The organism is Prolixibacter bellariivorans ATCC BAA-1284 (assembly GCF_000621705.1).
GTDB lineage: Bacteria > Bacteroidota > Bacteroidia > Bacteroidales > Prolixibacteraceae > Prolixibacter > Prolixibacter bellariivorans.
In genome coordinates, this window is the sequence record NZ_JHXO01000007.1 from 167,722 (window position 1) to 185,590 (window position 17,869).

Sequence of the window (17,869 nt, forward strand, 5' to 3'; positions counted from 1 at the left end):
TACGAAGCGTTTATTCTGCTGCTTCTTTCATGTTGTGAAAAACGTTCGTGACATCTTCGTCTTCTTCCAACTTGCCCAGCAGTTTTTCAATCTCTGCCATTTGTTCTTCGTTCAGTTCTTTGGTATCAGCAGGGATACGCTCAAACTCGGCGCTTACCAGCTCGAAATCGTTTTCTTCGAGGTATTTCTGAATCGGGCCGAAGGATTCGAACTCACCGTAAATAAGAATATCCTCATCCTCAGCGAAGATTTCCTGAACTCCTAAATCAATCAGTTCAAGTTCCAGTTCTTCCAGGTCGAGCCCTTCTTTGGCTTTTACCTTGAAGTTGCATTTGTGTTCAAACATGAAATCTACTGAGCCGGAAGTTCCCAACGAGCCGTTGCATTTGTTGAAATAGCTCCGCACATTCGCAACGGTGCGGGTAGGATTGTCGGTGGCAGTTTCTACTAACACGGCAATACCATAGGGACCGTAACCTTCGTAAACCAACTCCTTGTAATCGGCTTGATCCTTCGAAATTGCTCGCTTAATGGCCCGTTCCACGTTATCCTTGGGCATATTGGCCGCTTTCGCGTTTTGAATCAGCACCCTCAGGCGCGAGTTGGCTACCGGATCAGGGCCATTGGTCTTAACAGCGATAGCAATTTCTTTTCCCAGCTTGGTGAAGGTTTTGGCCATGGTGCCCCAGCGTTTCATCTTCCTGGCTTTGCGGTATTCAAAGGCGCGTCCCATACGTTATATTCTTACAGATATTGAGTTTTGTGATTTTTCCGGCTGCAAATTTAAAAGGTTTTTTAATTTTTTCCCGCGGAAGCCCGAAAATGACGGTAAAAGTCATCGGATTATCCATAAAAAATGAAATTCCGGTTTCCCGGAGGAGGATTTCTTACCTTTGATAACATGACGGTTCGATGAAAAAACTTTCTTTCATATGGATTCGTGCTTTCGGTAACCTGAATGATTTCCTGCCATCAGATTACCGGCAAAAACCTTTCAGGGTAAAGCTTCGATTGGGGCAAACAGTGAAGGATGCCGTGGAATCGGTGGGCATTCCCCATGTCGAAATTGATGTACTGACGATAAACGGTCATGCTGTTGGGTTTGATGGATCACTTTCTTCTGGTGACCTGGTAAATGTATATCCAACAGCTAAGTTGTTAGACGATACGTCCAATATTCATCTTCGTCCGGCACTACCGGGAGAGATTCGTTTTATCCTCGATGTGCATCTGGGAAAACTGGCCAAATACCTGCGTATGCTGGGGTTCGACACGCTGTATCGTAACCATATGGATGACGATGTGATTGCCGATATTGCAGTAGCGGAAAACCGGATTGTGCTAACCCGTGATTTGGGTATCCTGAAATATAACCGTGTGTTGTATGGTTACTGGCTCCGTTCACAGCATTCAAAGAAACAACTCTCGGAAGTGATTGATCACTTTGGTCTTATTCGGGCTATTCGTCCGTTTACCCGATGTATGCAGTGCAATGGCCATATGGAGGAGGTGCCTAAAGAAGAGGTAGCAAAAGACCTTGAAACCGGTACCCGCCGCTACTACGACCAGTTTTATCGTTGCACCGACTGTGGTAAGGTGTTTTGGGAGGGAAGTCATTTTGCCCATATGAACCTTTTTATTGACGAATTCCTTGATAAAATGAATCCGAATTCTTCGGATGATGCATAACACATTCCCGCGCTGTTCGCTTGATCCCAATTTTACTATCTTTCGCAACATAATTTTTGAGAAAAAATGGTACAATCTGACTGGCTGGTTATCCTGAACCCACATGCGGGAAGTAGAAGAGGAGCGCACGATAAGGGAAAGATTATGAAGCTGCTGAAAAAGCACAAAATCAATTTCCATATGGTGACAACCGACTATCCCCGTCATGCCATTTCCCTTGCCGGTGAAATGGTGACAGCCGGTTACAGGAATATCATTATCGCCGGAGGAGATGGGACGTTGAATGAAGTTGTAAACGGAGTTTTTCAGCAGAGTGCTTGTCCGCCGGAAGAGGTAACCGTTGGAATGATTCCGGTGGGAACAGGAAATGACTGGATTCGGACTTTCGGGATACCCGATGATTACAAAAAGGCCATTGAAACCATTCTGGAAGGTAAAACCATCCGTCAGGATGTAGGAGAAATAACAATTCGCCGTCCTACTGAAACTGTAACCCGCTATTTCATGAACATGGCTGGATTTGGTTTCGACGCATTGACAGCCGCCCGGGCCAATCGTTTAAAGGATAAGGGCAAGTCAGGCATCCGGGTGTATGTGCAGAGCCTGGTTTCCAGTTATTTGTCTCACCGAAGTCGTCGGTTGCGTTATTTCATTGACGGGGAAGCCTTTGAAACCGTTCTTTTCAGCGCCAGCGTTGGAATAGGAAAATTCAACGGAGGTGGTATGATGCAGGCTCCGGGAGCTATCCCTGATAACGGTGAATTTCAGGCGACTGTTATTCGACGAATAGGGCTTTTGGGGATACTCCGAAATTTTACAGGTTTGTACAATGGAAGCTTCATTCGTGACAAGCATGTGACAACGCATACGGCACGACAAATTATCTTCGATTCGGACAGGCCTATTCCGGGTGAATCCGACGGAGAGACTTTGAAACGGGGACATTATACATTGCAGATACTTCCCGGAAAAATCAATGTAATTTACGGAAATGACCGTTATTTTTCGCATCCCACTCCGGTAGATGAACCCTCTGTAAAATAAAAATTGGCATTACCCTTTTCTACTTCGCTACACATACTGCACCTGTTTCATTCCCTATATTTGTAACATACGTAAGGGAGTTAACATGAAAATGTCCATTTACACATTTTGGCTGATGTTTCAGCTGTACCGGAATCTGAAGAACAGGGATTCTTTTTATTAATCCATCGCATTCTCATAATTGATAACGATTGATTCGGCTTTCGCCGGATTTTGCCTGAACACCCTAAATTCTCATATTAAGATGGATTTACCTTTTACAGAAAGCTATAAAATAAAAATGGTTGAGCCTATCCGGAAAAGTACCCGGAAAGAGCGTGAAGAATGGATTAAAAACGCAAAATTCAACCTGTTTAACCTCCGTAGCGAGCAGGTGTTTATCGACCTGCTGACGGATAGTGGGACAGGAGCGATGAGCGATCGCCAATGGGGCGCGATTATGACCGGTGACGAAAGTTATGCCGGTTCTTCTTCTTATTATCATCTGAAAGAAACCATTAAAGACGTCACCGGATTTGAATATTTCCTTCCCAGTCACCAGGGACGGGCTGCTGAAAACGTGTTGTTTTCATCGCTGATTAAAGCTGGTGACTTGATTCCGGGAAATGCTCATTTCGATACCACCAAGGGGCATATCGAGTTTCGTCATGCCGACGCCATCGATTGTACGATTAAAGAGGCTTACGACACAACTAAAGAACATCCGTTCAAAGGGAACGTGGATTTGGATAAATTGGAGCATGTACTGATTTCCAACCCAAAGGAGCGTATCCCGATGATTATTGTGACGGTTACCTGTAATACGGCCGGTGGTCAGCCGGTTTCGATGCAGAACCTGAAGGATGTGTACCAGATGGCAAAAAAATATGGTATCACGGTTATTTTTGATGCCGCTCGTTTTGCAGAGAACGCGTATTTCATCAAAATGCGCGAGCATGGTTACCGGAATAAGTCGATTAGAGATATTGTTCAGGAAATGTTTTCGTATTCCGATGGCATGACCATGAGCTCGAAGAAAGACGGCCTGGTGAACATTGGCGGTTTTATGGCCTTCCGGAAGAAGGAAATGGTGGAAAAGTGCTCGATGCATACTATCATGTACGAAGGGTATATAACCTATGGTGGTATGAGTGGGCGCGATATGAATGCGTTGGCTGTAGGTCTTCAGGAAGTGGTTGAGTTTGACTATCTGGATACCCGCATACAGCAGGTGAAATATTTGGGCGACAAACTCATCGAATATGGTGTTCCGGTTCAGCAGCCCATTGGCGGACATGCTGTTTTTGTCGATGCCAAACGGTTTTTACCACATGTTCCGAAAGACGAATATATCGCACAAACGCTGGCTGTAGAACTGTATCTCGAAGGTGGAGTGCGCGGAGTGGAGATTGGCACATTGCTGGCTGACCGTGATCCGCATTCGCGTGAAAACCGGTACCCGGCACTGGAGTTAGTTCGTTTAGCCATTCCGCGAAGAGTTTATACCAACAATCATATGCATTACGTAGCTGCGATATTGAAGAATGTTTACGATCGCAGGGACCAGTTAAAACATGGATTTAGTATCACTCATGAAGCGCCCATTCTGCGACATTTTACAGTCGAACTGGAACGGGTGCACAAGGAGGCATCTGTGAGGAAGTAATTAGTTAAATGGATCTTGTTGGAGCCGGAAAATCGTCATACAGGTTTTCCGGCTTTTTTGTGCAAGGTGTATTTTGTAGCTTGCAGCAACCAAATTTATTAGGTCATGAAAGCTCCAATAATTCCATATCTGCCAGCGCTTACTTCGGAAAATGCCCGTGAATTGCTTCTTACTGAAGGAGTAACAATTCAACTTCAGCAAATCAACTGGCCCGATTTTCCGCATAAGCCGGAAGTTTCCGTTTGCCTGGGACATTCGGGTAAATCGCTTTGGCTGTACTATGCGGTACGGAAGGATTATGTGAGGGCAGTTAACCGAAACGATCAGGAACCGGTGTATGAAGATTCGTGTGTGGAATTTTTCCTGCAGGAGAATGAAAACTACCGGAACTTTGAATTCAATGCACTGGGAGTTTGTTTGTCTGCGGTGGGAGCTGAGCGGAAGAAGAGGCGGCGTTTGCTGCCGGAAGAGTTGGCACTGATTAGACGCAACACGAGTTTACATCCGGATACATTACCGCCTGAAGATGTTCTATCGGATTGGAATCTCACAGTTGAAATTCCTTTTTCGATGATTGGACTGGAACGAGGAAAGAGCTTTCGCGGCAATTTTTATAAATGTGGCGACAAAACGCTCATCCCTCATTTTGTTAGTTGGGCCCCTATAAAAAAACTCAAGCCAGATTTTCACCGGCCTGAGTTCTTTACTGAATTATCAATTGCTTAGTTTTTTTCTTCTCTGTCGGAGTTCCAGGCACCGCAATTAGAAACTGCAGCCACATCCGTCATCGACAAACTTCAAAATGTGTACGCCGTCGAGCCCCTTAGCGACCACTACCCACTTCGAACCATCGGATGCTACATCGTTAACTGATCCTGGAGGTGCACTGGATTGCGTATCCCAAACCCACCATGGGGGGGACACCATATGGGTGGGATATATGGTATTAAGGGATGCAAGCCATAGTCCGTCAGCTCCATTAGCGTAATACACAAATTTATCATCGAAAGCAAAACTGTTTGTATTTCCCGAATGCAACATGTATGAGGGGGTTGAATTTACTGCTTCGGAGTTCAAATTTACGATTACAGCACCCTGGCTTCCGAGCGTAGCCATTACCAAATTATTGGTAATAAAACGCACCTTGGTCTTTCCACTGTACATATCTTCGGTTGCAACATTCTGATGCGTTATCGGCTCATCAGACAGCGTTATCGTCTTTTCATAAGTGCCGTCGGTTCCGGTCAAAACAAGACTAGCTTTGTCGCCTTCGTTACCACCGACCAACAAGGCCAGGTGATTTCCATCCGGACTCATGGCTATAGAGCTGGCTGAAGTGGCTCCGTAATAGTTAAGACCGCTGAAACCTTCGGTTCCTTCCGATACCCAAAACAAACCACCGTTGGTGTTTCCGGCAGACATCATGGCTTCAGAATCTGATAAAACCAAACCATTAGCCGAAGCAACCGTTTGTCCTTCCAGCAATTTCGAAAGAATAAAAGCGCGCGTAAATTCCGATGTGGTTAAATTATAGGTATAAAGTGCTGCACCGGTTTTCGGATCGGAACAAGCCATATATACGATATTATCCTTAAGCAGGATGTCGTTCACGTCGACGGGCAGATTGGATACAACCGTTTCTACCTGCTCGGTTTCTTCTTTAAATTTGATAATCTGAAATGCACCACCGTATTCATTTCCCTGGACATTATAACCAACAACAGCTACATCGTCTTTTATATAAAGACAAGATGCACTCAGAGGCAAATCACCTTCTGGCGCACTTACATCCGCTTTGTGAACGAGAGTCAGATTTAAAGTACTGACAGACTTCAGTTGATCATTTACTGAACGTAGATGGATAACTTCATTAACTTGTGTCAGATATCCCGATGCATCTATTTGAGGTATGTTCTCTTTTACCGGACTATCCACTGATACGTGGTAATCGTTAGTACATTTACTGAAGAGCAATACGATGCTCATTAAAGTAAATACCTTTAGGAGGGAGAGTAAAGTTTTCATCATGGAATACTTATTTAGGTTAAAAATTGATTTTGATAAAGGGTAAAATTTTGAGAAAAGTTACGGTAATTTATCAAAAAATAAAAACCCCTGTTCATATTATTGATGGTCTGGTTTTTGTGAGGAATGATGAACGATATTTGCAATCTTGAACCGGGAATATTTTCGCCCCAATCAGATGCACTTTAATGTAGTGATTATGAGGATGAAATATGGCATGTTGACGTTGCTATTTATTACAGTTTTTATACAGGCTGCCCTGGCCGGGGAGCCGGATTCATTGTCGGTGAAGAAACCAGAAATACCAGTGTCTTTGTCGCTTCAGTTGCAACAATCGCCAACAGATACGGTCATTCCGCATGACTTCGGTGTTGAAGTAGGAACGTCGGTATTTACTAATTTTAAGCGTGGATACGGCTTCAACCAATATGTCGCTCCCCGGTTTAGTTTTTCGCCTCATAAGCGCTGGCGCGTCGATATGTTGGGAACAATGGGAGTGTCCCGCTTCGAAAATATGCCGCTTTATTCTTACTATCTGAATGAATACCCGGTGATGAGCGGTCGGTATTATTATTCATCATTCATTGGGCAGGTGACCTATGCTGTTAACGAAAAATTATTCTTAGGCGGAACCGGTTTCGTTTCACAGACTTTTCAGGCTGAAAATGAGATGAATCCGGCAATCAAAAACCTCACTAATTACGGGAGCTCTTTATTTGTGGGATATAAGTTCTCAGATAAGTTCAGCATGCAGGCCGAATTCAGTATCAGTAAGTATGGAAACCCTTATAATAGCGGGTATTACAACATGCCGGGGGGATACCCGCAAACCGACTTTTACCGAACCACTCCGGTCGCACCCAACCCGATGAAATAAACTTCATTTCCAATCTCCTCTCATATTTGCTAATTTTATGCAGTGACGGATCTTGTAAATCAATAGTAGTGACAGATAGTTTTAAGGAAAGTATTTCAGAAGAGTATAATAAACTGATTGCTGGTTGCTCCCGCAATTTCAGTGATCAGGAGTTGGTGCAGGTACATCGTGCTTTTGAACTGGCCAAGGAAAAGATTGGTGATAAAACATGGTCGAATGGCGAACCGATGATTTTGCATTCCATCGCGGTAGCGCAGTTGGCGGCCAATGAAATTGGGTTGGCATCGGATTCTGTCATTTCAGCGTTGTTGCACAATGTTTATACCGAAGAGGAAGGAATCAAGGGTAGACAGGAAATCGAGAAGCTTTTTGGCAAAGTAGTTTGTGAGATTCTTGACGGCTTAATCAAGATCAATGCCATCAAAACAGATAACCTCGCGCTGCAAAGCGAAAATTTCAGAAGGCTGATGTTGGCGCTGTCCGGCGATGTGCGGGTTATTTTGATTAAAATTGCCGACAAACTTCAGGATATGCGTACGCTCGATCGGTTTCCACATACCGTACACAAAAAGCATGCGCACGAGACGATGCATTTGTATGCCCCGCTGGCTCACCGCCTGGGGCTATATAAAGTCAACTCGGAGTTGCAAGATATTTCATTGAAGTATTTACATCCGAAAGACTACCGGCATATTGTTGATAAACTGAAAGAGACGGATGAGCAACGGAAAAACTTTGTTTCGGAATTTGTAAAACCTGTTGAAGTAAAGCTGGAAAAGCGAGGCTTCGACTTTGAGATGAAGGCCCGGACCAAATCGATTTTCTCTATCTGGAACAAGATGAAGAAAAAGGGAGTCGATTTTGATGAAGTGTTCGACCTGTTTGCCATCCGTATCATTTTAACCTCGAAGCCGGATGACGAAAAATCGGATTGCTGGCAGGCTTTTTCGGTTGTCACCGAAGAGTACCAATCGAACCCAGAACGTTTGCGCGATTGGATTACCATTCCCAAGTCAAACGGTTATGAATCACTTCATACAACGGTGCTTGGACCAGGAAAGCGTTGGGTGGAAGTTCAGATTCGCACGCGCAGGATGGATGATGTGGCAGAAAACGGCCTGGCTGCCCACTGGCGTTACAAAGGTGGAAAGGGCACTTCGGAACTGGATGACTGGCTGAAAAATATTCGTGAAATTCTGGAGAATACTGAAATGAATCCGGTGGATTTCATCGAAGAGTTTAAGGTCAATATTTATGAAGATGAGATTTTTGTCTTCACACCGAAAGGTGATTTAAAGAAGTTGCCTGCTGGCTCAACCTTATTGGATTTTGCCTACGAGATACATTCCGCAATTGGAGATCATTGCACCGGTGGTAAAGTGAACGACCGGATGGTGACGCTGAAGCACAAGCTAAAGAACGGGGATCATATTTCGGTAGAAACCTCCAATAATCAGAAACCAAAACTCGATTGGCTCGAATTTGTCGTTACGTCAAAAGCCAAATCACACATTAAATCGAGTTTAAACGAGGAACAGAAAAAACAAGCTGATAATGGTAAAGAAATGCTTCTGCGTAAGCTGAAAAACTGGAAGATTGATTACAACGACCAGGTTATTCGCAACTTGCTAAAGCATTACAAACTGAAGTTGGCTGCCGATTTGTATTACAATATTGCCATTGGGAAGATTGAGCCGTTGGAGATAAAAGAGGTGCTTTCCGGAGGTAAGGAAGAAGAAACAGTTAAGGATAAGTTGTCGGAAATTTTACCGGCTTCCGATTTGAAGGATTTAACTTTCGACACGGGAGGTGATTTCCTGGTAATTGATAATGATATCCGGAATATCAATTACAAACTGGCTCAGTGTTGCAACCCGATTTTCGGCGACAATATTTTCGGTTTTGTCACCATTCGGGAAGGGATAAAAATTCACCGGATGAATTGTCCTAATGCGCCTCAGATGTTCGAACGTTATCCATACCGGGTCATTAAAGCTCGTTGGAAGGATACCGGAAAACGAAATTCCTTTCAGACAACGATTCACATTTCCGGAACGGATGAGATGGGACTTGTCAGCGATATTTCGCATATCATTTCCAAAGATGTTGGGGTGCAAATGCGTTCAATTTCGGTTAACTCGGAAAACGGCAATTTTGAAGGGACGTTGCGTGTTTTTGTAAACGATTTGGAACACCTCGATTTTCTGATAAAGAAATTACGTAATGTGCATGGTGTCCTGTCGGTTGGACGTGCAGACAATATCAAATCCAGATAGGTAATCAGATACCTGAGAAAATATGGCACAGTTTTCGTGACAATTTGTACTGTTAAATAAAGAGAACAGATAAAACTGAGAAGGGAAAGCTTGAAATATGAAAGAAGATTTGACTAAAGCCAAAGAAGCATACGAGCGGGGAGAGTTGGATGAAGTATTTTCACTGTTGAATAATGGTGAAGTAAATGAATCTGATTCGGAAGCCAACATGCTTTTAGGAATGAGTTATTATAAGAAGCAGCAATGGGGAAATGCGCTGAATTGCTTCAACGCCGTTACTTCAGTTGAACCGGAAAACAAAAATGCAAAAGGGTATATCGATATGATTCAGAATATTTTAAAATTTTACCACAAGGACCGATTCAACCCCTGATAATCATTTTATGCTTAGGACCCTCTTATTTTTGGGGGAGTTTTCAATAAAAAGATGAGATTTATGAGTAGATACGATTATATTCAGTGGTCGGTTGTATAAAGCGACGATGAAAAATAAACATGTAACTACTTTCATATTTTTTTAAAATCATTATTTTTGAGCTTACTAATAGAATATGATAAACATAAATATTGATAGACAATTTAAAATAGGAGCAACAATGAAGAAACTGATCGCTGTTTTAATTTTTACTGTGGGATTTTTGGGAACCTCTTTTGCACAGGACAATAATCAAGATGCAATCGCATCGAAGAATGCTGGTAACGAAGCTTTGCGTTCAAAAGACTATGCAAAAGCGATGACCAATTTCGAAAAAGCTATTGCGAACTGGGGCGACCAGGATCCGGACTATGTGATGATTTACAACACGGGTTATTCTGCTTACAAAATTAAAAAGTGGGATCAGGCCATTAAGTATTTCACCATGGCGGCTGACGCTAGCTACAAAGCTGAGTATGCTTATTTGTACATTGCCAATTCGTACCGGCATTTGAATAACATGCCAAAATTTGAAGAGACACTTGAAACAGGTCTTACAAAGTACCCGAATAGTAAAAAAATCAAATCGTTTTTGGGCGTTTATTACCTGAAAGAAGGAAATGCTCATTACAAAAAAGGTGCTGCTATCTTACAGGCCGCAGCTAATGATGTAAAAGCCGGCAAGTACAAAACAACTGATGACAAATACAAAGCACAGGTTGCTAAAGCAAAGGTTGATTTTAAAGCCGCTATGCCTTTTGTTGAAAAAGCAGTGAAACTCGACCCGAGTGACCCACAGGCAAAACAACTGAAAGACTTGATTCAGAAAAATCTGGATATGTAAGAAACGATACAAAATTCAAAAAAGCCCGGACTTGTCCGGGCTTTTTTTGTTTAGACACTTTCCAAAAGGTTGGAAATCGGACACGTTTTAGAGGGAATTTTGTATTTTCAACCTCCGAAAATCACAAACACGGTTATTCAATGAACTTATTTGAAGACAAGCGAGTAGTCATGACGCTCGATGCCGGAGGAACGAACTTCGTTTTTTCAGCGATTCGCGGTGGAGAAAATATCGTTGAACCTATTACATTGCCCTCAAACGGAGACAATTTGGAAAAAAGTCTGGCCAACATGGTGGATGGTTTTTCCAGAGTGAAGGACGAACTGAATGAAGAGCCTGCAGCGATTAGTTTTGCGTTTCCAGGCCCGGCTGATTATCCCAATGGAATTATTGGTGATTTGGTGAACCTGCCAGCATACCGTGGTGGCGTGGCTCTTGGTCCATTTCTTAAAGAGAAATTCAATTTGCCCGTTTACATTAACAACGACGGCGATTTATATGCTTACGGTGAAGCGCTGGGTGGTTTCCTTCCCGAAATCAATAAAAGCCTGGAGGATGCGGGTTCACCCAAACGTTACCACAATCTGGTAGGAATTACGCTGGGAACTGGTCTTGGCGGTGGTTTGGTTCGCGAAGGTAAGCTCATTATTGGAGACAATGCCATGGCTGCTGAAATTTATGCCTACCGGAATAAACTGAATCATAACTGGTGTGCGGAGGACGGTGTTTCTATTCGCGCTGTAAAACGTCATTATGGCGAGTACAGCGGCGATGCCAATGCAGAAGAACTAACGCCGAAAGATATTTTCGAAATTGCCAAAGGCATGCGTCCCGGGAATAGCGAAGCAGCAATGAAGGCTTTTGCTTCGGTAGGCGACACCTTAGGCGATGTGCTGACTCATCTAGCTACTACGTTTGATGGCTTGATCGTAATTGGAGGTGGACTTTCCGGCGCAGCCGAACTGATCATGCCCGCAGCATTGGCTGAGATGAATGGTACGCTTGATTTGCCGGATGGCGAAACGATGCCCCGTTTGGTACAGAAAGTGGTTAGTGCTGATACCGAAGAGGGCTTATCTGCTTTATTGCACCAGAAAACGGCTGAGATTAAGGTGCCACAAAGTGATAAAACAGTGGTGTACAATCCGGAGCCGATGTTGGCCGTGGGAATTAGCCGTATTGGAGCAAGCCGTGCCATTTCGCTGGGTGCTTATGCTTTTGCACTCGACAAACTGGATGCTTGATAATCATCAGAAATAGAACAGGAGCCGGTTGAGTTTTCGACCGGCTTTTTATCTCAAAAATTTTTAAATCCAGCTAGTGCGTAACTAGACAAGAAAACAATATCACACTTAATTGTCATCCCTTTTATTTTTATCCTAACATTGATAGGATGCATCATTATATTATTTATTTACGAAATGAATCCGAAATATACTTTATAAATTCAGGTGTAACAGAACGCCAGTAGCTCCAATTATGTGCTCCATTCTGAATCCTGAATTCATGTTCTATACCTTTCTTTTTAAGAACAGTATGTAACATTACATTATTCGGTGATAAGTGGTCATCATCACCACAACTGATGTACAATCTTATACTACTTTCTGTATCATCTGGTAAATTATCATAATAAGCGAAAACATCATACGGTTTATACCAATCCATCAATTTCTTTTCACTAACATTTGGAAATTTTCTTCTCAAATAATCATAATCAAATTTTCTTACCGCACCAGACAATGCACAGGCAACAGAGAATTTTTCAGGTTGGTGTTGGATATATTGCACAACAGCTGCCCCACCTAAAGAAGCACCTGCCAAAGCCCTGCTATCTCTTTCTGTTCTGCAACGATAATTTTTTTCTATGTACGGTATAAATTCTTCAAAAAAGAAATCTTCAAAATTAAAATCACCTTCGGGGTCATTCCAATAACTGATTCTTTTTGTTTCAAAGTTGGCATCAGGTGTTACGACTATCATTGGTGTAATTTCACCACTTTCAATGGCTTTATCCAAATAATGTTTTAATCCTCCATAGTAGTACCATGATTGCTGATTTGGAACAGTATTAGATGGACCTGCCGGATGCAACAGGTATAGAACCGGGTAAGTAAGTTCAGACGACTCATAACCTTCTGGCAGATAAATCGAATACTTACGTTCCATTTTTAAAATATTGCTTTGAAGTGTTTTCGAATCGAACACTTTACTTTGGTTTTGTGCTTGTGTTGTAATTATTAAGAAGAGAAAGGCCAGGGATAAAGTTAAAATTTTCATATTGTTCAGTTTAGGATAAATTAGTAAAAGTGTAATTTATATCTATATCATTTATTGCGAAATAACCCGGGTTGATTGTCTTGCCGCCAGTTTCCATCCTTCTTTGGTTTTTATCCAAACGTTTGTGAATCTTCTTGGAATCCAATCATCATGGTTCGTGGTCATATTTTGGGGTTGTTGTAACTCTTTGCCCATTACAATTGCAATGTCTTGATTGAACGTGATTTTCTCAATTATTCTTTCAACTGCCGGAAATTTATGTCCACTTTTCATGAGTGCAACTATTTCCTTAGGAGTTACAATTTTACCATTGGGATTGTTTACAACGTAATTTTCAGACCAGATTTTTAACAACGAAGTTGTATCCCCCTTATCAAGTAATTCAGTCCAATGTTTTTCCAATTGTTTGATTTTTATTTCATCACTTGATTGTGCAACAGCAACGGTAGTTGCAAAAATGAAACTAATTAGGAATAAATTTAATGCTTTCATACTTTCTATGTTTTGAGTCAATTTACGACTTTTTATGCATGGTTTTTCTTTTTTCAAAGTATCTCACAACGGTTACGTATATGAAACGTTTGGCATTTCGAAGCACTTTCCTGTCAAGTTACAAGTAACTTTGACACGAGCTGAGACGTTCGATAACCCACAGACTGCCTAATGTTTAATATACGATGTTAGCTAAAGTTTTTCTTTATCAATATATATCATCTTGCTTTATTTTTAAATCAGTCAGATCTAATAATTTCAAACACACACTTTCAATTTTTCCACCAGACCATCTATCAACAACATGATATTTCCCAAGCTCTTTTCCTTCTAAAATCCATTGTGCTCCGTCTGTTCCTAAAATTCCACTTTGCGTAGTAGGTAAATTCCAAAAATTAATCGAATTAACACTTACTACAAAATCATTCCACTCTTTAATTGTCAATACCTTACTCTTATTTTCTATTATTTTTCCTGGGGCATAACCACCAGCACCATCACAAACTTTCCAATACAATGTTACAGTGTCATTAAAATTTTCCAATCCGATTACAACGGGATTGTGAAATGTACGTAACCAAGTAAATCTAAACACTTTTGCCGGCAAAGAATCACTTAATACAGGTTCATCCAAAGCATTGAGGTGTGATGCATACCAATTGATATGAAAAAGAGCTGACTCAACTCCTGAAACTTTAAATTCTGAATCTGATACAAAATCAATTACATTAACTGAGTAATTAGTTTGCCAATCACTTGGTAAATCAACAAAAGCAGATATTGGAAAATAAGATGACTGTATTTTATAGCTTTCATAAAGTTTTTTCTTATTTAAGTCTTCATTATAGTTTGCAAGTTGTATTAATGGAAATTTTAGAGTTTCCTTATATCTTTCGTTTTGATTGCAGAGAGTAGAAAAGTATTTGATTGCATTTGCTGAATAATAATCAAGATTTGCCTTTTTCTTGGTCGTTTTAAATTCTTTAATGAAAAGTTCATAATACAACTTACCCAAGCTATAAATGGCTTCCACATTTACACTGTCGAGTTTGTAGGCTTCTTTTAAGTATTTGATTTGTTGAGTATCGGTTAGTCTTGCAAAATGGGCATTTCGCTCTTGAGCTCTTATTAGGAATGGTTTTGGACTATTAGGATTCTCTTTTGTTAATCTGTCAAATAAAAAATTGATCGAATCTTTTTGATTATTTCTACCATAGACTTCAACTAAGTAATTAATCGCTCTTGCATTCAGACTGTCAATATCTAATAATTTGTAAGCAATATTTTTTTTATTCCCCCATTCTTCGCCAGATTTATAAAAACTCAATTCGTGCTCAAGTTTTTTTATAGTCTGTGAAAAGCAAGTAAAATTTATTAATAAGAATATTAATCCTGTCAGTATTTTTTTCATTTGGTCGTTGTTCCTAAATTTTGGTTAACGGTCACTTGTATATGGTCGGGCGGGATTTCCAACAGAAATCCTGTCAGACCCGCAGGCAAATGGGAGCAAGGTCTGATTTGTCAGACCGCTAAAACCCCCGCCTGCCATATACAAATTGTTAACCATAGATTTTTTATTTTCCATCTATAATAACTCTATTGATTTGATTAGAAAATATTTCAATTTTACTTGAATATTTTGGGTCACTTTTTTCTTTAATTTCCAAAATATATTCCTTTGCATATCCTTTAGGGTCTTCTTCCTCAGTTCTTATTAATTCACCTATATCATAAGCAAATGATGTTATGTCGCTGTTGTCCATTTTAAAAAATTCGTTGGGATAATTAAGGCAATATAGCTTCGTATAATCACCAATATCCGAGGGAAGGAATTCGTAATCACTATTAGCGATAAGTTCGGGTAATTTCTTACGTATTTTTTTAAATACTATAATATAGAATGCCCTTTCTATTGAATCATTTATTATTATTTTTTGAACCAATAGGTCAAGGCTTTTCTCGTCAATTTGGTTTAGATGTGCTTTTCCATTAAGGATATCTTCTCCAAGTTTCTTTAAGTCTATTGAGTCTTTCGATATTTGATTTTGCGGAGTGGAAATTACCAGTTTAGTGTCATCGAAAATTTGCTCTGAATTTGATTCCGCACATAAAACGTTAGACAAAATCAAACTCAATATATAAAGAGTAAGTATTTTCATTTTTTCAAATTTATGGTTAACTAGTGTGTATCAAATATGGTTGTTATTTCTCTTTTAACAAATTTGTAGGTGTTGTTATACTACCAGTTATGGGGGTATAACAACACCTATTATGTTGAGTCGTCAAAAAGCTTGTCAACCGGATTCTTAATCTTTTCAATAGGCTTCGGTCTGTCGTCATTTTGTTGGTTGTTAAGCTCATCCAAGTTAACAAAAAAATTATTTGGCCATGACATGTTCTTGGTGCAACCGGGGAAGGGGCTGGGACAACTTCCTCAGCCGTCAGGAGAGCCCACCACTGCATTTTCGCACCATCGGACAGGTTAAGGGCTTCCCGGTGTTTCGTCAGGAGATAGGCCAATGGCTTCAGGGCTGGCAGACTGGTCTTCAGGACTAGAAGAAATCGGTTCAGGACAGGTAAAAATCCTTTCAGAACAGATGAAAAGCTTGTCAGGAGAACATGAAAACGGTTCAGGATAACTTTTCCCTTATCGTTACAGTTGCCCTGAAGCACTACAGCGTGAATCTTAGGAGCTGGCAACTTGTCCTGACGACCTTTTGAGGTGTCCTTACGACCATGCGAGTTGTCCTTACGACCATGCGAGTTGTCCTTAGGAACTTTCAGGTCGTCCTGAATGGCTGGCAAGTTGTCCTGACAAGCATTCGATGGAATCTTACGACTTGTCGAGCTGTCCTGACGGGCACTCATACCGCCCTTAAGCAAATGAGACTTCTCCTGACGGCTTAGTTTTATTCTTCCATACGAAATTCGATGATGCGCGTTGCCGGATGCTTTTTCAGGTAGCTGCGGATGATTCCCTGGGTATCGCGGTTGTCCTGCCGGGACGAAATGCAGTCGTGCAAAGCCTGAACGCCTTCGGTTGAGCTTTCCTCATCGACATAGCCAAAGCCGGTGTAGCGTCCGTTCTGCACTTTTACAATGGCCCATTCGCCTTTCCGGCGTCCTTCTTCCATGATGAAAAAGTTGGGGGAACGAAACTGAAGCCTGGCAGCCGCCGTTTCGGCCCTTTGGTTGTACTCTTCCGGAGATTCTTCACCAATGCAGGCACCGTTACAGCTCTTTATTTCGTAGTGAAAGCAGGAGCCATCGGTTTGATACAGACCACAGAGCTTTTGGCATAGCTGGTATTTGTCAACCAAGCTGTGCAAATATTCTTTGGCTTCAGCGGCGGAATAAAAACTGGTTAGCGGCAATTCCCCGTCGATAATCTTTCTGACTTCGAAGCGCTGGTAACCCTCTTCGTCCTGGAAAGTAAACAAGCCATAGTGGAAACGGGTACGCCGTTGCGCCCGGTTGTACAGTGGCTGGTGACTTTTAATCTCATCCGACTCGAGCAATAGTGAAACCAACTCGCTGCCGGTAATTTGCCAGTCAACATCCACCAGTTTGCTGCGCATTTCGATGGCCTTCTTGGTGCTGTTGTTGGCCAGGTGCGAAAGAACCCGTTGATGGATGTCCTTGCTTTTCCCGATGTAAATGATTTCTCCCGAGTCATTCAGAAAGTAGTAAACACCGGTTTGCCCGGGGAGCGCTTCGAGTTTTTCTTTGGGAAGCTCTTTGGGCGCATTCGAAAACAGATTCTGCGTTTGCTCGTTATTCTGCTGCATCAAAATCTCGAACAGCTTAACGGTGGCAAAAGCATCACCTCCGGCCCGGTGGCGTCCGTTGATGGAAATATTCAGATCGGAACAAAGGTTTCCCAAGGAATAGGAGCGGTGTCCCGGCAACAACTTCCGGCTGAGCTGAACGGTGCAAAGCGTTTTCCGACGGTAGTCGTAGCCGAGCCGTTTAAACTCTTCCTTAACGAAGTTGTAATCGAATGCCACATTGTGCGCCACGAAAATCTTCCCGGCCGTGATTTCTACGAGCTGTTTGGCCACTTCGTAGAACTTGGGTGCATCAGCAACCATCTCGTTGGAGATGCCGGTCAACCGGGTAATGTTGTACGGAATGTAGCACTCCGGATTGATGAGGCTGACGAATGAATCGGTAACCTGTTGGCCATCGTGGATGTAGATGGCGACTTCGGTAATTTTCCCGTTTCGGTGACTGGTTCCGGTGGTTTCTATGTCGATTATGGCGTACATCAAACGCAAAGATA

17 protein-coding genes are annotated in these 17,869 nt (G+C 41.9%); 10 read left to right on the forward strand and 7 right to left on the reverse strand.

Translation table 11 applies throughout. The features are described 5' to 3' along the window. Positions 1–10: 10 nt before the first annotated feature. The gene (locus tag T426_RS0108610) at positions 11–733 is read right to left on the reverse strand and encodes a YebC/PmpR family DNA-binding transcriptional regulator (RefSeq protein WP_025865659.1); all 723 of its coding nucleotides are present in this window, start codon (positions 731–733) and stop codon (positions 11–13) included. Positions 734–912: 179 nt separating this feature from the next. On the opposite strand from T426_RS0108610, the gene T426_RS23180 reads away from it, so the two are divergent. From T426_RS23180 to T426_RS0108635, 4 genes are all read left to right on the forward strand, one after another. Next, positions 913–1,689 (forward strand): Mut7-C RNAse domain-containing protein, encoded by a 777-nt coding sequence (locus T426_RS23180; RefSeq protein WP_025865657.1) that lies wholly within the window; start codon positions 913–915, stop codon positions 1,687–1,689. 66 nt (positions 1,690–1,755) lie between these two features. Continuing rightward, positions 1,756–2,733, forward strand: coding sequence for a diacylglycerol/lipid kinase family protein (locus T426_RS23185; RefSeq protein WP_025865656.1), 978 nt, complete (start codon positions 1,756–1,758; stop codon positions 2,731–2,733). 244 nt (positions 2,734–2,977) lie between these two features. Then, a complete protein-coding gene (tnaA, locus tag T426_RS0108630; RefSeq protein WP_025865655.1) occupies positions 2,978–4,378 on the forward strand; it encodes a tryptophanase TnaA in 1,401 nt (466 codons plus the stop codon). A gap of 105 nt (positions 4,379–4,483) precedes the next feature. Next, positions 4,484–5,104, forward strand: coding sequence for a carbohydrate-binding family 9-like protein (locus T426_RS0108635; protein ID WP_025865654.1), 621 nt, complete (start codon positions 4,484–4,486; stop codon positions 5,102–5,104). 36 nt (positions 5,105–5,140) lie between these two features. On the opposite strand, the gene T426_RS0108640 is transcribed toward T426_RS0108635, so the two are convergent. Further along, positions 5,141–6,406 (reverse strand): hypothetical protein, encoded by a 1,266-nt coding sequence (locus T426_RS0108640; RefSeq protein ID WP_153637613.1) that lies wholly within the window; start codon positions 6,404–6,406, stop codon positions 5,141–5,143. 196 nt (positions 6,407–6,602) lie between these two features. Here T426_RS0108640 and T426_RS0108650 point away from each other — a divergent pair, with 196 nt between their 5' ends. The 5 genes from T426_RS0108650 (at position 6,603) to T426_RS0108670 (ending at position 12,059) form a co-directional block, all read left to right on the forward strand. Further along, positions 6,603–7,280 carry a hypothetical protein gene (locus T426_RS0108650; RefSeq protein ID WP_025865651.1) on the forward strand — a complete coding sequence of 226 codons (678 nt, stop codon included), beginning with the start codon at positions 6,603–6,605 and terminating at the stop codon, positions 7,278–7,280. Between the two features lie 68 nt (positions 7,281–7,348). Then, the gene (locus T426_RS0108655; RefSeq protein WP_025865650.1) at positions 7,349–9,556 is read left to right on the forward strand and encodes a RelA/SpoT family protein; all 2,208 of its coding nucleotides are present in this window, start codon (positions 7,349–7,351) and stop codon (positions 9,554–9,556) included. 97 nt (positions 9,557–9,653) lie between these two features. Continuing rightward, positions 9,654–9,929, forward strand: coding sequence for a tetratricopeptide repeat protein (locus T426_RS23190; RefSeq protein WP_025865649.1), 276 nt, complete (start codon positions 9,654–9,656; stop codon positions 9,927–9,929). Between the two features lie 223 nt (positions 9,930–10,152). Further along, positions 10,153–10,815, forward strand: a complete 663-nt coding sequence (locus tag T426_RS0108665) for a tetratricopeptide repeat protein (RefSeq protein ID WP_025865648.1) — start codon at positions 10,153–10,155, stop codon at positions 10,813–10,815. Positions 10,816–10,955: 140 nt separating this feature from the next. Further along, positions 10,956–12,059, forward strand: a complete 1,104-nt coding sequence (locus T426_RS0108670) for an ROK family protein (protein ID WP_025865647.1) — start codon at positions 10,956–10,958, stop codon at positions 12,057–12,059. Positions 12,060–12,225: 166 nt separating this feature from the next. Here the strand turns inward: T426_RS0108670 and T426_RS0108675 are convergent, their stop codons facing one another. From T426_RS0108675 to T426_RS0108690, 4 genes are all read right to left on the reverse strand, one after another. Further along, complete coding sequence (locus T426_RS0108675; RefSeq protein ID WP_025865646.1) at positions 12,226–13,095, reverse strand: alpha/beta hydrolase; 870 nt, start codon at positions 13,093–13,095, stop codon at positions 12,226–12,228. Between the two features lie 51 nt (positions 13,096–13,146). Beyond that, entirely contained in the window at positions 13,147–13,587 is a 441-nt protein-coding gene (locus tag T426_RS0108680) for a nuclear transport factor 2 family protein (protein ID WP_027585543.1), read from the reverse strand. Between the two features lie 208 nt (positions 13,588–13,795). Further along, entirely contained in the window at positions 13,796–14,998 is a 1,203-nt protein-coding gene (locus tag T426_RS0108685) for a tetratricopeptide repeat protein (protein ID WP_025865644.1), read from the reverse strand. 163 nt (positions 14,999–15,161) lie between these two features. Next, a complete protein-coding gene (locus tag T426_RS0108690) occupies positions 15,162–15,746 on the reverse strand; it encodes a hypothetical protein (RefSeq protein WP_025865643.1) in 585 nt (194 codons plus the stop codon). A 229-nt stretch (positions 15,747–15,975) separates the two neighbouring features. Between T426_RS0108690 and T426_RS25725 the strand changes: the two genes are divergently transcribed. Next, on the forward strand, positions 15,976–16,143 hold the full coding sequence (locus tag T426_RS25725) for a hypothetical protein (protein WP_153637614.1): 168 nt from the start codon (positions 15,976–15,978) through the stop codon (positions 16,141–16,143). Positions 16,144–16,496: 353 nt separating this feature from the next. Here the strand turns inward: T426_RS25725 and T426_RS0108700 are convergent, their stop codons facing one another. Beyond that, positions 16,497–17,855: an exonuclease domain-containing protein gene (locus T426_RS0108700; RefSeq protein WP_025865641.1), complete on the reverse strand. Its 1,359-nt coding sequence runs from the start codon at positions 17,853–17,855 to the stop codon at positions 16,497–16,499. Positions 17,856–17,869: the final 14 nt, after the last annotated feature.